Annotated in this window: 12 protein-coding genes and 1 pseudogene; 4 read left to right on the top strand and 9 right to left on the bottom strand. The window is 61.2% G+C overall.

The window, feature by feature from the left end; genetic code table 11:
- Nucleotides 1-23: 23 nt before the first annotated feature.
- The 5 genes from GJ630_RS06800 to GJ630_RS06780 form a co-directional block, all read right to left on the bottom strand.
- Nucleotides 24-1013 carry a DMT family transporter gene (locus GJ630_RS06800; RefSeq protein WP_014031267.1) on the bottom strand — a complete coding sequence of 330 codons (990 nt, stop codon included), beginning with the start codon at nucleotides 1011-1013 and terminating at the stop codon, nucleotides 24-26.
- A 276-nt stretch (nucleotides 1014-1289) separates the two neighbouring features.
- Entirely contained in the window at nucleotides 1290-1559 is a 270-nt protein-coding gene (locus GJ630_RS06795) for a hypothetical protein (RefSeq protein WP_005532887.1), read from the bottom strand.
- A gap of 125 nt (nucleotides 1560-1684) precedes the next feature.
- Entirely contained in the window at nucleotides 1685-2302 is a 618-nt protein-coding gene (locus tag GJ630_RS06790; RefSeq protein WP_014031268.1) for a bifunctional 2-polyprenyl-6-hydroxyphenol methylase/3-demethylubiquinol 3-O-methyltransferase UbiG, read from the bottom strand.
- Nucleotides 2303-2436: 134 nt separating this feature from the next.
- Entirely contained in the window at nucleotides 2437-2715 is a 279-nt protein-coding gene (locus GJ630_RS06785; protein WP_023843015.1) for an SHOCT domain-containing protein, read from the bottom strand.
- A 154-nt stretch (nucleotides 2716-2869) separates the two neighbouring features.
- Nucleotides 2870-3304: a pyridoxamine 5'-phosphate oxidase family protein gene (locus GJ630_RS06780; protein WP_050038415.1), complete on the bottom strand. Its 435-nt coding sequence runs from the start codon at nucleotides 3302-3304 to the stop codon at nucleotides 2870-2872.
- Nucleotides 3305-3406: 102 nt separating this feature from the next.
- Between GJ630_RS06780 and GJ630_RS06775 the strand changes: the two genes are divergently transcribed.
- Together GJ630_RS06775 and GJ630_RS06770 are read left to right on the top strand one after the other, a co-directional pair.
- Nucleotides 3407-5242 (top strand): bacteriohemerythrin, encoded by a 1836-nt coding sequence (locus GJ630_RS06775; protein ID WP_191449601.1) that lies wholly within the window; start codon nucleotides 3407-3409, stop codon nucleotides 5240-5242.
- 392 nt (nucleotides 5243-5634) lie between these two features.
- The gene (locus tag GJ630_RS06770; protein WP_050006954.1) at nucleotides 5635-6405 is read left to right on the top strand and encodes a hypothetical protein; all 771 of its coding nucleotides are present in this window, start codon (nucleotides 5635-5637) and stop codon (nucleotides 6403-6405) included.
- A 214-nt stretch (nucleotides 6406-6619) separates the two neighbouring features.
- Here the strand turns inward: GJ630_RS06770 and GJ630_RS06765 are convergent, their stop codons facing one another.
- The 3 genes from GJ630_RS06765 to GJ630_RS06755 form a co-directional block, all read right to left on the bottom strand.
- Nucleotides 6620-7468 carry a hypothetical protein gene (locus tag GJ630_RS06765; protein WP_014031274.1) on the bottom strand — a complete coding sequence of 283 codons (849 nt, stop codon included), beginning with the start codon at nucleotides 7466-7468 and terminating at the stop codon, nucleotides 6620-6622.
- Nucleotides 7469-7555: 87 nt separating this feature from the next.
- On the bottom strand, nucleotides 7556-8482 hold the full coding sequence (locus GJ630_RS06760; RefSeq protein WP_191449600.1) for a hypothetical protein: 927 nt from the start codon (nucleotides 8480-8482) through the stop codon (nucleotides 7556-7558).
- Between the two features lie 294 nt (nucleotides 8483-8776).
- Nucleotides 8777-10075: an amidohydrolase family protein gene (locus GJ630_RS06755; protein ID WP_371727122.1), complete on the bottom strand. Its 1299-nt coding sequence runs from the start codon at nucleotides 10073-10075 to the stop codon at nucleotides 8777-8779.
- Nucleotides 10076-10217: 142 nt separating this feature from the next.
- Here GJ630_RS06755 and GJ630_RS20495 point away from each other — a divergent pair.
- Nucleotides 10218-11560, top strand: a pseudogene (locus GJ630_RS20495) (dihydroorotase family protein).
- Nucleotides 11561-11720: 160 nt separating this feature from the next.
- Nucleotides 11721-12980, top strand: coding sequence for a threonine synthase (thrC, locus tag GJ630_RS06745; protein ID WP_191449599.1), 1260 nt, complete (start codon nucleotides 11721-11723; stop codon nucleotides 12978-12980).
- Nucleotides 12981-13028: 48 nt separating this feature from the next.
- Here the strand turns inward: thrC and GJ630_RS06740 are convergent, their stop codons facing one another.
- Nucleotides 13029-14063, bottom strand: a complete 1035-nt coding sequence (locus GJ630_RS06740; RefSeq protein ID WP_191449598.1) for an LLM class flavin-dependent oxidoreductase — start codon at nucleotides 14061-14063, stop codon at nucleotides 13029-13031.
- Nucleotides 14064-14155 lie beyond the last annotated feature (92 nt).

Here is a 14155-nt window from a genome sequence, read left to right as displayed (position 1 = left end):
GAACATCGCCCCAACAATCCGTATCAGTCCTGCGTCGAGTACGCGTTTCCGCTGACGACGACGCAGTCGTCCCGTGGAGCCTGTGTTCGATGGGGCGGCGAACCAGTGTGACGGCGGCGTAACGACCGAAGCACGTCGGCTTTCACCCACGCGAAGCCGACCACGATGACGGCGAAGCCGGTGACGGTAACCGGGCCGAGTGTTTCACCGAGCAGGAGCCAGCCGCTGATGGCTGTCACTGCCGGAACCACGTAGGAGACCAGGCTGGTTTCAGCGGCCCCGACTGTGCTGATCAGCCGGAAGTAAAGGAGGAACCCAATCGCGCTGGCGACGATGCCGAGGTACGCGATTGCCGCTAGCTGTTCGAGCCCGACTGTGACTGTTCCGAGCCGTTCCGAGGGCAGCCCCGCGCTGACGGCGTGCAGGATGCCCGCCCCGAGCAGGGTCATCCAGGCCTGCAGACTCACAAGCGGGAGCGAACTGGTGTAGCGTTCGGTCAGGACTGCCCCGACGGCGAAGGCCACAGCCGAACTGATGAGCAGGGCGACGCCAAGCAGTCGGCCGCCGACCGCTCCCGGCGTGGGATTTGCGATGATAACCACGCCGATGAATCCACAGACGGTACCGATGAGTTCGTGCGGACGGGCCCTGTAGCTCGGTATCAGCGTCGATGCGAACGCTGGCGTCACAACCGGCGTGAGACTAAGCAGGATCGCGCCGAAGGAACTCGGGACGTACTGCTGTCCGAGAAACAGGAGCGCGAAGTGTGCGCCGATGAGGACGGTGCCGCCGATGAGAATCAGTGACCAGTCATCGCGGGTCTGTGGTCGCAGTGACCGGCCGCGCCAGAGAGCATAACCGAGCAGTACAACCGCAGCGATGTCGTGTCGGACAGCTGCCAGCAGCACCGGCGGAACGCCTTCGAGACCAGTCTTGATCGCCACAAAGGAAAGTCCCCAGATGAGTGCGAGCGCAGCAAACAGCAAGCCAATATGTCGTGTCGAGCGTGTCATTCCAGTAGAGACCTACCGTATGTGCTGGAGGAGTATGAAGCTTCTATCGCCACTGTGACGCACACACACGGCTTCTGTCGGCGAATCCGACGTTCAGAAATTATGGCAGATAGTGCGTGTCCACAGTACAATTGCGGTCACTTGTACCGAGACGTATTGTTCTACTCGGGTACGGAACACAGAAGTCGTATTCAGGTGCGACCGTGTCCTCAGTTCGCGGTCAGGTGTGTCAAAAAAGGCTGATGCCCACATCGGCAGCCCGGCTGATGACCCAGGTCAGGTCGACATCGTGTCGAAGTGCCAGCCCGGGTCAGTCCCGGTTTCGTCGATGTGCTCGGACCGGCACGCCGGACAGCAGTCGGGGACAGCGGTTTCGGACCGGGGGACGTACACCGCGCCGTCACACTCCACACAGGCGTCCGCGACGACGGTCACGCAGTCCGCACAGAGATTGAAGTCGTCGACTGTGAGGTCTCGCAGGGGTTCGAGTTGTTTGTCCAAGAGGTACTCGTCGATAGCCGCCTGACAGTTTTGGCACAGTTGCATAGCGATCCAACTTGACGCATGATACCGTGACACAAATAGTTGCTGCCCGGTTATCGATCCTGAAGTTACCGGTGGGTGGCGATCCGACGACAGAACCGGCGAAAAGTGATACATAGCGGTGCGGGCTACGGCGCACGGAACACGCGAATGGTGTCCCGAGACGTCGGTTCCCGAATGAGTTGTGCGAACCCTAGTTCTGAAAATACTTGCTTCCAGTTGCGGTGATACAGCGGGAAGTCGTCGTCGACGTAGCTCACGTCAGTGTCTTCGCGTCCACGTTGGGGACTGTTGCCCTCGTTTTCGGCGATTACGAGGAGGTCCCCTGCGATGCGAGCGATCTCCTCGAACACCCACGCGTCGTCGGGGTGAATGTGCTGGAGCGTCTCGACCGAGTAGACGACATCGAAGGCGTCATCCTCGAACTCGGTAACGATGTCCTCAAGCGCTCCGGTGTGGAATGTCCCCGAATCCGCGAGCCGAGGGTAGTGTTCGGCCATCACGTCGAAGGATTCGTCGTTGATGTCGATACCAGTGAGGTTCCCGTACCCGTTGGTCTGGAGGTGTGCCAGATGGCGGCCCGAGCCACACCCCAGTTCGATGATCCGGGCGTCATCGTGGACGTAGTGGTCGAGCACGTTGACCAGCGTCTCACTCACTTCGTTCGGTCCGAGTTCAGCGTAGTACGCCGGCGAGAACTTCCCGGAGCGGGAGGCCCAGTCGTCGCGAACGTCGTCCGGGTCCATACCCACCGTACACCGTTGCGGAATAAATGTACCACGAAGTGTGTCAGGCGGGCCGCGGACGCAGTCAGGGAGTCATAAGTCACGGATGAGTGTCCCACCAGACGGACAGATGATGAAACTGCCAGTGTCGTGGCCTATGACTCGTGCTGGAGCAACCGGTCGGCCCGTGTTTCAAGCTCCGCCTCGTCGATCTCGCCCGACGCGTACTGCTGTTTGAGGGTCTCGAGTGAATCCGGTTCAGCGGTCGCCTCGCGCTGTAACTGCACGTACAGCAGGACACCGATCGCCACAACAGCGATGATGAACGCTGCGAGCAGCAGCCACCAGCCGCCTGAGGCCATGCCCATGCCCGTCGCCCCACCGTGGGGTCCCATCGGTCCGTGCTGGAGTAGCGCAGTTGTTGGCGGTAGCATCTGGTACACCTCTGTTTGTATCTACGGGGTTCAAGCCATAATTACGTGCGTTAGTTCCCACAGGCTGAGAACACGAAGCGGGCCGAGCAGCGGTGAATACAGCGCTGAGAGGGAGGTCTGTAACCGGTGGTGTCCGTGGGTCGCGACACCAGTTTCACCCGACTCGGAATTCTCGTCCGTACCAGTCGTCGATTCGGAGTTCGTACGGCGTCGTCGTCGATGTGTCGTCCCAGCTGACTGGATTCGGGGCGAACTGTGTGTTGCTGGCCAGCGAGGCGAGGGCTGGCTCTACCTCGTCATATGTCGCCTCTACCAGCTCACCCGTAACCACGACGCTTCGCCACACGGATTTGGGTTCTGTCTCTTCGTACACGGTGAACCCGACGGTGGCGTCAGCCGTCAGATAGCGGTGTTTCTGGCTCTCGTCGCTCTCTGAAAGGTGAAACGCCAGGCTATCGGTCGCCGGGTCGTACCCGAAGGCGACCGGGACCGGATACGGAGCCGCCTCCGTCGGGCTGGACAGTGCCAGCACGCCGATTCCGTTGTCAGTGAGGACGTCGACAACCGTTTCGTCACGTAATTCTCGCATCCCGACTGCGATGTTAACTGGAAACTACTTGGGATGCAGACCGCATTTTCACTCGATGGGAACGTGAGAGTTACTTTTCAAATAATGGGTAACAGAACAGGTATGGGCACAGACTCGACGGGGGAGTTTGCCGAGTGGGACGAAGAACGGTACAGCACAAATATCGAACGGTTCGATGAGCAGCACAAGCGCCTGTTCGGGCTGCTGAACGACCTCCATACGGCGATGAACGAGGGCCACTCCGAGGAGGAAGTCGGTGACATCCTCCGGGAACTCGAACGCTACACGGAGTACCATTTCGGTGACGAAGAGGAGTTCATGCAGAACTGTGGCTACGCCATGGACTGCAGCGACTGTTTCTACAATCACCGCGAAATGCACGAGGAGTTCGCCGGGAAAGTACAAGAGCTCCGCGAGAAACACGAGAACGGGGAGTACGTCACGATGGAGGTCCTGACAGTCGCCCGGGACTGGCTCGATGCGCATATCGCCGCCGGCGACGAGGACCAGAACTACGCTGACTACTTCCAGAGCGAAGTCAGCGACGACTACGAGTACGAACCCGGACAGTTGTATCAGGACCGAACAGCGTCGGAGGACCCCGTGCCAGTTGACCGGCAGCCCGAAGACGCCGGCGTGCGCCTCGACAGCGACGTCTACGACGGTGGCTCGCTTTCGGTTCCGGAGGGGTCGGTCGCGGCCTGGTTCGAAGACATCGTTTCGGACCACGGGGACCGGACCGCGGCGCTCGTCCGGGATGACGGCGAGTTCGTCGAGCGGAGTTTCGAGGAGATGGCCGAGCGGGCGAAGGCGGTCGCGGGCGGGCTCCTCTCGACGGAACTGCGTCCCGGGGATCGACTGGCCATCAGAGCCCAGTCCCAGTACGAGTGGTCCGTGCTCGACCTGGCCTGTCATTTCGCCGGACTCGTCCCGGTCGCACTCTACCCGTCTGCGAGCGACGACCGAGCAGCCCAGATCATCGAGCGGACCGGCGCGACCGGACTCGTGGCAGCGGGAGACGAGGCCGGGGATCTCTCGATGGCCGTCGAAACCGTGCTCGACTTCGAGGCGCTACCGACTGCTGAGGCGAGAGTGCTCCCCGGCCTGCAGACTGACGGTGACGAGGTTGCGACAGTCGCGTTCGACGTGGCAGCCCCTGCGGAGAAGGCCGGCTGCGCGCTGACACACCGGAATCTACTGGCGGCAGCAGAGAGTCTCCGGGAGGGGCTTCCCACCGGCCCTGGCGCGACCGGGACGTGTTCGCTCCCGCTGGCACACATCTATCAACGTGTCGCGACGTACTACCTCTGGGCGACCGGGAGCGCCGTCGCCTACCTTGAGGCCGAGGAGTTCGTGGAACAGCTCGCGGCCGTCAAGCCCGACGTGCTCGTCGGGGTCCCGAAGATGTACCAGCAGCTCTACGGGACGATACAGGACCGTCTCGGCGACATGGGCTGGATGAAGCGGAAGGTCGGCGGTCGAGTGGCATCCTACGGGCAGGGTATCGTCGAGGGGCGGGGAACACCGCTGAAGTACAGGGCCGCCAAGCGACTCGTCTACAAGCCGTTGCGACGAGAGACAGGGTTATCAAACCTCACCTACGCCCTCTCCGGGACAGGCCGGCTGGACGATCATCTGCTGTACTTCTTCCGGGGGCTGGGCGTTCCGATATGCGAACTATACGGCTCCGTCGGAACAACCGGTGTCGGCGCGCTGAATCCGGCTGCGTCCTTCGTTGAGGAGTCAATCGGCGACCCAATGCCGGGCGTGGAAATCGCTGTCTCGGAAAGCAGGGAGATACTGGTCCGTGGCCCGACTGTCCTCGGTGGGTTCCTCGACGGCGACCAGACTGGCGCACAGACGCTCCGGGACGACTGGTATCACACCGGCGAAGTCGGTGAGGTGGGGCCAGACGGGGAACTGTCGCTCGCCGAGTGAGCATATCGGGTGAGCGGTGAACAGCCCTGTTTACCGTACAGTCGAGCGAGGTCGTAGTTCGAGTCGGGTCAGACGAGCCGAGACCCGAGTGCGACGAGTGGCACGAGAACGACTAGGTACGCGGCCGCCGAAATCGCCCAGTCGGGTCGGATAGCCGCCTATTCGAGCCGACGGCAGTCGGGACCGCGGGAGCACGACGAAAACGAAGAAGCCGACCATCAGGATATAGAGGACAGCAGCGGCGACCACTGTTGCCAGTATCGACTGCCCGCCCACGAGCCCTTCGCTGGTGAGAAGCATCCAGACGAACAGCGGACCAGTCAGCCAGCCAGCGATGTGATACCGATTTGTTGGGTGCGAAAGCCTGTGAGGCCGTACGCCGTAGTGACGCTATGCGCACACAGGACGCGGGACACCGAGCGGCAGCAGTCGCCGCCATCGCTGACCGGGATTACCGTCGCGCTGGTGACGAGTACACGCGGGCCGGGTGGCGTGTTCTTTCGGACCCGCGGGAAGGCATCGAGCCGTTCAGTGCCGACGAGAAGGGATGGGTCGGTGACGGTCTCCAGTACCTCGCGACGAGCGCGGTCTGCTACCGCGTCGCCGGAGCGGACACGCGCGCCACCCGCCGCGGCGTTGAGGGAGTCGCCGTGGCCAAGGAATTGACCAACGGGCTCGAACACCCCGTTCAGCACGCCTGCCTCAAGGAGTTCGTCGGAGACTTCCGAACAGTCGCAGGACTCGACGATGTCGAGGCGGCGTACCGCGAAGCTGAATCGGCCTACAAGGACGCTGGCAGTGCTGTCGACAACCCGCAAGCGTGGGGGACGACGCCGCTGTTCGAGGCCGCTGCGACCCTCATCCAGCAAGTCGCTCGTGGCCCTGCCAACGGCGAAATCGCTCTTCCCTGGGAAGACCTCCACGGCACGGACCCGGACGAGCCCGGCAGGTTCCTCGCACAGCGGGCCGTCGTCAAACGGCAACGGTTCCCCAGCCTCGTCCAGCAAGTGATTACCGACGGATTCCTTGCCGCCCCTCGCGGGACGACGGAGTACGACACCGACCACCACCGCTGCCCGCACTGTGGCTCGACAGATGTGAACTGGGTCGCAGAGAGTGTCGTCTGTCTACGGTGTTCCCGTCCGACGGCCGAGACAAACTAATACACAGCATCTGTTTCCAGAATAGGTCAAAATGTCGGTATTGTGTATCCGTATTTCGACTTTTCAATATTAAAAGTGTCCTATAAAAAGCCATCTGAAGTCTGCGTTATCCGATTTGACAGCAGTACCTCTATTACAGGCAGATCCGGAGTTACTCAGTCTAGTAAGAATAGAGGATTAGAGAGAAGAGGTCCAGACAGGCTGAGCCCACTGGTCACGTTGTCGGTTCGGTCGACTCGGGCAGTGACGCCGAGTCGGTGCGTGCTTCGAGCAGTAGTCGCCGATTAACGATGTGATCGACGACAGCAGTGCTGTCGAGAATTTCCGTCTCACCGTCGTGGGTATCCGGGTCGCCGGCGTACCGCCGTATCTTGAACGAGTCCATCGCGTTCCGGTTCTCCGAGACTGGTTCGATAACTTCGAGGTACTCGTCGGTGGTGGTGTTACGATAGGTCTCTCCCGTGGCAAAACCGACAACAGGGACATCCACAGGCCACTCCCACGAGAACTGCCGGAGATACTGGTCGAACTGCCAGACGAGGTGCGCCGGGTCGAGATCGTCGTCGAGCGCTCCCACGGCGGCCGAGTCGAGTGTCCGGTCCCAGTAGTCGACGACGCAGTCCTTGAGATCGTCTTGCAGACAGTCCTCGACCAGCTTCTGCTCGATGGGATAGCCGATTTCGATGGCAACGATGGCGTGTCGGTCGAGATGGGTGAGACAGCGCTGGCATTCGATCTCGAACACGGACAGGCCGAGTGGGTTATCCGCAGTCAAGTGCGCCAGTTCGTTCCCGCAACTGGGACACCAGAGAAACAACACCCCGTTGTCTGCACCGGACAACTCGCCGAGCACAGTCAGGTCATCAAACGCGGTGTCGGGATCGTTCGTCAGGGAGTCGGACTCCGACTCCGGAACGGCCTCTGCGGCATCGTCCGCGTATTTGGCCAGCTTTCGGTCTTTCAGCAGCGACTTGATAACCGAATCGTGCGAGGAGTGAGACTCCGTATCACGTATCTTCTCTATCTGTTCTTTCGTCCAATCTCGTACGCGTATAGTTGCCATTTATCACACATTCAAACCGGGCTACAAAAACATTTTCCTTTTATAATGAAGGTTAATCTTCGCGCACAACCACCACGTAGAGATCAGTTACCGACTGGCAGCAGTGATACGCCGCTTGATTTCGGCGTTCGAGACACGTATCTGGGTAGCTGCCAGCCGATGGGTGACGAGGTCGAGGAGGTCCAGTTCCGACAGTAATCTCCGGGCGTGTGTCTGGCTCAAATCGAGACGCTGGGTCACCTCGTCCAGTGAGGTGGACTGGGTAACAGTCTGTGCGAGGTCGGCCACAGTCACGTCCTGAGAGATACCGATTCCATCCGCGACGAGATTGTCGTCGCTGTCCTGTGAGTCCGCCTCAGCGAGCAGGTCGGCGACAGATCTGGCCCCCAGTCCGTCCGGTTCTTCGGGTTGGCTGTTGTCGGCCACCCTGTCCTCAGAAGGGTCCGACTCGACCGGGGAGCTGGCGTCGGTGTCGGTATCCGAATCTGTCTGCATGTCCGCAAGGCTGAGTCCGCCTGCCTGTGGCGTCGTGTCGGTCGGGTCGTGGATATCATACTCCACCATATATCGGCGCACAGTTTCGGAAGTCACGTCGGCGTCAAGCGCTTCGGTCATCTCCGGGAACGTATCGCAGGCCTCGTAAGCCGCCTGAAGTGCCTCGGGGTCCTTGTATGCTGGCACGGAATCCGACTGCGAGAGGGTCTCTGCCAGTTCATTGGACGTGCCCCCTTGATCGTCTGATGGTACTGGTATGTCAGTTCCGACAGGGACGGTAACCGTCACGTCAATCTCAACCTGCTTATCGGTCAAATCGAAGCCCTCAGCCTCGACAGATACGTCGTCGTGTATCGATACGCCACCGAATACCGGCGTCGCGAGTGTCAGGTCAGCACTGATTTCGTCGTTATCCGCTGTCGTCTGGCCCCTGACTGAGACCGATTTGACCTCAGTATCAGACGAATCTAGGCATTCGAGTACCTGCGTGAAAGTCTCAAAGGCGTCACTAACTACCATGTGACATTCACGCTCACAGACCCACTATTACATACGGGAACCGGAAAAAATTGCGATGGCACACGAAATAGACAGATTCGGCCCATCAACGATGCTACAGTCAAAATACCGTGTGTACAGAATGTGCACATCTACGGTGAAATCGAGATATCGTCCGTTTTTTACACCCTAAGAGTGTTATTCTTTCGTGCCCGAAAAGGTGGCTCTCCGCAATTCGCAGAAGAAGTGGATATACACCCTTAGAGTGTATATATTTGCGGCAGTCGAACAGGTGTCATTCACAGCCGGTAACTCCTACAACCGTTCCCAGAGTTCTGCACTCGCATCGCCGACGGCGGTCATGTCCGAATCATCGACTCCAGTGACGCCGGATTGCTGGTCGTACACAGTCTCCCCATCGATAATCGTCCGGGTAACGTCCGCACGGCTTGCAGCGCTGACGACGTAGTAGGGTGCACTCCCGTCTAACACCGGGTTCGGCCCCAGGTCAAGTGTCACGAAATCACCACGCTTGCCGACCTCGATACTACCGACAGCGTCGTCCATCCCCAGCACTGCCGCGCTGCCGATTGTCGCCCATTCGAGGGCAGTCGCCATGTCGAAGCCGCTCGGGTTGCGCTGCTTGAGTTTGTGGATACCGACGGCCGAACGCATGGTCTCGAACATATCCGGGTCCCACCCGTCGTCACCGAGTCCGATTGTCATCTCGTTGGCTTGCATCGTTTCGACGTCAGCGATACCGACGGCGTTGTTGATGTTGGAATAGGGGTTGTGTGCGACGTTGACGTCGTTTTCGGCGAGGATTTCGATTTCGGACTCGGTGGAATGGACGCAGTGGGCGGCGATGGTTTCGGCGTCGAAAAAGCCCATGTCTTCGAGCGCTGGCACCGGTCGTTTCCCGTAGTCGGCGATGGATTCGTGAACGTCGACCAGCCCCTCTTCGAGGTGTATCTGGATCGGGCGGTCGTGGTCGGTAGCCCGGTCGACACACTCCTCGACGATGTCCGCAGTGTTGGTAAACAGCGTGTGGAGGCAGTAGTGACCGGAGACGGTGTCGTACCGCTCCTCGGTTTCGTCGATGAATCGCTGATTCTCCGCGATGCCGTCTCTGGCCTGGGACTCGGAGTTTCGGGCCGTCGTCTCGAAGGCGATCATCCCGCGGATCGGCGTCTGTGCGACGCCCGCTGCGACGGCGTCGAGGCCGCCCGGCAGTGTGTTCGGCCCGGAGTAGTTGTCACAGAAGGTTGTGACGCCGCTCTGAAGCATCTCGGCACAGGACCCCAGTGCGGACAGGCGAGCGTCACGCTCGGTAAACGCCTCGTCGACGTTCCACCAGATATCGACGAGCGCTTCGTAGAAACTCTCTGGTGAGGCAGCGAGCGGCGCACCGCGAATCGGGAGCGCGTACATGTGAGTGTGGCAGTTCACCAGTCCCGGGATGACGACCTCGTCAGTGGCGTCGATCACGTCAGCACCGGACGCGTAGCCGTCCTCGATAGCGACGATCTCACCGTCCTCGACAACGACGTGTACCTCCGACCGGACCGTGCGCCCACCGTCCATCGTGATGAGCGTCCCTGCGTTCAGTATCACAGGTTGGGCGATACCGGCAACCGACTAAAAGCTACTCCGCCCCAGAACGGCCTTAGCGGCCATTCTCTCACAAGCCGTGTGTGGGCCGGATGTGGCGTCTCACACACTAACTGTTTTCGTCGTTCGCCCTGCCCGTACTGGCATGACAGATGTTCACATCAAAGACGCACAGGTGGTGACGGCGTCGGGCATCCAGCACGGTGAGATTGCGATTTCCGACGGAACGATAGACGCCGCTGGTCCGGCGTCGTCGGTCCCGACTCCCAGTGACCCGGATACCGTCATCGACGCGGACGGCATGGTCGCGCTCCCGGGCGCTATCGACGTGCACACCCACATGCACGACGACGAACTGTTTCCGGATGGAATCGACTTCGCGTCTCAGACTGCGAGTGCGGTCGCCGGCGGAGTGACGACGGTCATCGAGTTGCCGACGCAGACACCCGTCACGACTCCCGAAGCAATGCAGGAGAAAGCAGCGACGTGCTCAGCGCTCGCACACGTCGATTTCGGCCTCGTCGCAGGTAATATCCAAGAGCCAGACATCGACGTGGCCGGCATCATGGACGCCGGAACGGCGGATTTCAAGACGTTCACCGCCGACCCGTACCTGGCGAGCGACGCGTCCATCGCCCGGCTCATGCGGCGCGTCGGCGATGCGGGGGAACAGTTCGCGTCCACTGTGAGACGCAGGGACTGCTCGACGACGCGCGGTCGACTATCGACGGCGACGAGCCCGACATGTACATGGACTCGCGACCGCTCGAAGCCGAACTTGACGCGATTTCACGGGCTGGCTATTTCGCAGAGTACGCTGATTGCCCGCTGCACGTCGTCCACATCTCCAGCGGGAGCGGCGCGCGGGAGGGCGACCGCTTCAAATCGCGAGCGAACGTTCCGGTCACGCTCGAAACCTGTCCGCAGTATCTCGCCTTCTCGAAGGGAGACGTTGCTGAACACGGGCCGTTCCTGAAAGTCAACCCTAGCCTCAAATCCGACGCCGAGCGGGAGCGGCTCTGGGATGCGGTTCAGGACGGGACGATCGACCTCATCGGCACGGACCACTTCCCGACGTACCGCGAAACTCGGGATGTCGACTGGGATGACATCTGGGAGCCATACGCCGGCCTCCCGGGCGTCGAGACGATGGTCGAGTTCCTCGTCAGCGAGGGCGCCCACGAGGATCGGATTTCGTGGCCGCGACTACGTGAACTCGTGTGTGCGGCACCGGCCCAGAACGCTGGCATCTATCCCAAGAAAGGCTCACTGCAAGTCGGAACGGACGCGGACGTGATGCTCGTCCGGACCGAGGAGTACGAGGTCACCGCCGACGGCCTCACGTTCGTCGGTGGCTGGACGCCGTACGAGGGACAGCAGTGGAGCGCGCGCGTAGATACGGTCGTCGCCGGCGGTGAGGTCGTCGCGAAGGACCACGAAGTCCAGTCAACGGCGGGCCGTGGCCAGTTCTTGGACCGCCCGCTGTAGCGGTTTTGGTCTCCATTGACCTGATAGATGGTTCACAAATGGATGTGTGGCGTGTGCTGGCCGTGTGTGAATGTGTGTCATCCACGACAGAGGAGGTTCACCTCACAATCGAGCTAAAGCCGCAGTACGGTTTTATACCCAGTTGTACTCAGGGAGTAGTATGGGCATGACGCAAGTCACAACCCTCGAGTGTACACTCTGCGGGGTGGAGTACGACCCGAACCAGATCATCTACACCTGTCCCGAACACGAGGGCGTAAAGGGAATTCTCGAAGTGACATACGACTACGATGCTATCGACGACGCGTTCGATGGCGACCTCGGCGGGCCGATATCGAGCCAGTGGAAGTACGAGGCGTTTCTGCCAGTCGCAGCGGACGCCGATGTCGTGACGCTCAACGAGGGCGGGACCGACCTCTTCGACGCACCGAACCTCAGCGATGCCCTGGGGGTCGAAACGCTTGTCAAAGACGACGGACGGAACCCGACGGGGTGTTTCAAGGACCGCGCCAGCGCTATCGCTGTCACGAAGGCCAAACACGCCGGTCGAGACATCATCACCTGCGCCTCGACCGGGAACGCCGCCGCGTCGCTGTCGGGCTATGCCGCCCGCGGGGGGATGGACTGTCGAATCTTCGTCCCCGGTGATGCTCCGACAGGCAAGCTCGCGCAGCCACTCGTCTACGGTGCGGACGTCCTCGCTGTCAACGGCAGCTACGACGAAGCCTACGACCTCAGCGTCGAAGTGACCGAGAAGTACGGCTGGTACAACCGCAACGCGGCCATCAATCCGTTCCAGGTCGAGGGCAAGCGGACGGTTGGCCACGAACTCGCCGACCAGTCGATTGCTCGCGGACACGTCCCGGACTGGGTCGTGTTCTCGATGGGCGACGGCTGTACGATCGCCGGGGCCTGGAAGGGGTTCAAGGAGTTCTACGACCTCGGCTACGTCGACGACCACCCCCAGATGCTGGGCGTCCAGGCCGACGGTGCGTCGGCCATCCACGACGCCTTCCACGACCACGACGATATCGACGATATCGCCGAAACGCTGGCCGACTCAATCGCGGTCGGGCGGCCGCGGAACACGCTCAAGGCCTGCCGCGCGCTGGAACAGAGCGGCGGAACGAGCGTGCTGGTCTCCGACGACGAGATTCTGGCGGCAGAGAAACTGCTTGGCAGCACCGAGGGAATCTACTCCGAACCGGCTGGCGCGGCACCTATCGCCGGCGTCCAGACCGCGCTCGACCGTGGGATCATCGAGCAGGACGAAACCGTCGTCGTGGTATCTACCGGCTTCGGCCTGAAGGACACGAAAAGCGCCGAGAAGGCAACCGGCGGGGTCGACCGAATCGACCCCGGCATCGCGGAAGTCGAAGGCCTGTACGGCACGGCCGAGGAAGCCGCGGCCGACGATTGAGCAGGCCGAAAAGGGATATCGTCACCTATCGAGTCGGCGGCCAGCGACCTACAGGTAGCCGTCCGCGAACTCGTCGATCATCAACCGCCGGTCCTCGCCAAGCGGATAGAGAATCGGGCACTGGCAGCCAGTTTCCGCATACTCCCGGACTTTTTCTCGGCACTGTTCGGGCGTCCCGCTGGCGGTGAGTTTGTGCACCACGTCGTCCGGAATGAGGTGCATCCCCTCCTCGATGTCGTCCTTGTCGGCCGGCCACCCACCGATTGTCTCGCCCACCTCGTCGATGAGGTCCTGACTGACGCCGCTGGCCTTCATGATATGAGGCTGTTGCCCGAGGTACTGCGTGATGAGTTCGCGGGCGTTGTCCAGGGCCTTCTCCTGGTCATGGTCCATCGAACAGACGACTAACTGGGGCCGGTCGATGTCGTCGAGCGAACGGTCGCCACGTTCCGCCCCGGTCTTCAGTGCGTCGAGGGCCTTCTCGTTGTACTCCGGGCTGACGAGGTAGTTCAGCAGCGCGCCGTCGGCGAAGTGGCCGGTGAGTTCCAGCATTTTGAACCCGGTTCCGCCGACGTAGACCGGGACGGTCCGCGGCCCGTCGTCGCCGTGGACCACGTCCAGTTCCACGTCCCGCATCTGGACGAACTCCCCGTCGTAGGTGACGTTCTCCATGTCCAGCAGGTCCTGTGTCACCTCGACGCACTCGCGCATCGCCCGCAGTGCGCCGCTACGGTCGATGCCGACTTTCTCCGCCAGCGGGTCCCACCAGGCTCCGATGCCACACATGATACGGTCCGGACCGGCGAGTTCCTCCAGCGTACTCATCGTCTGCGCGATGAGCGCCGCATTACGCGTCCAGTTGTTGATGACGCCGGTTCCGAGTTTGATGTCGTCGGTGACCGCGGCGTACGCGCCGAGCGGGGAAACGGCGTCGCGTGCGAGCCGTGATTCGGCTTGCCAGATTTCGTCGATACCCTGCTCCTCCGCGTACTGCACGAGTTCCACGTTCTCTTCCAGCGAGTGTTTGTCCTGCAAGTAGATCCCGACACGGTCGCCTCTCTCGAAGACCTGATTGGCGCTCATGAGACATGCTGAATTCTTCGAATGCCGATAAATAGATTTGGCCACACACACGGTCTGTGGCAGGTGTGGCCGCTCGATTCGGCCCGTACCCG

The sequence above is a fragment of the Haloarcula sp. CBA1122 genome (assembly GCF_009741785.1).
GTDB lineage: Archaea > Halobacteriota > Halobacteria > Halobacteriales > Haloarculaceae > Haloarcula > Haloarcula hispanica.
The sequence above is the reverse complement of the archived record's forward strand: the minus strand, read 5'-3'. Positions and strand labels throughout refer to the sequence as shown.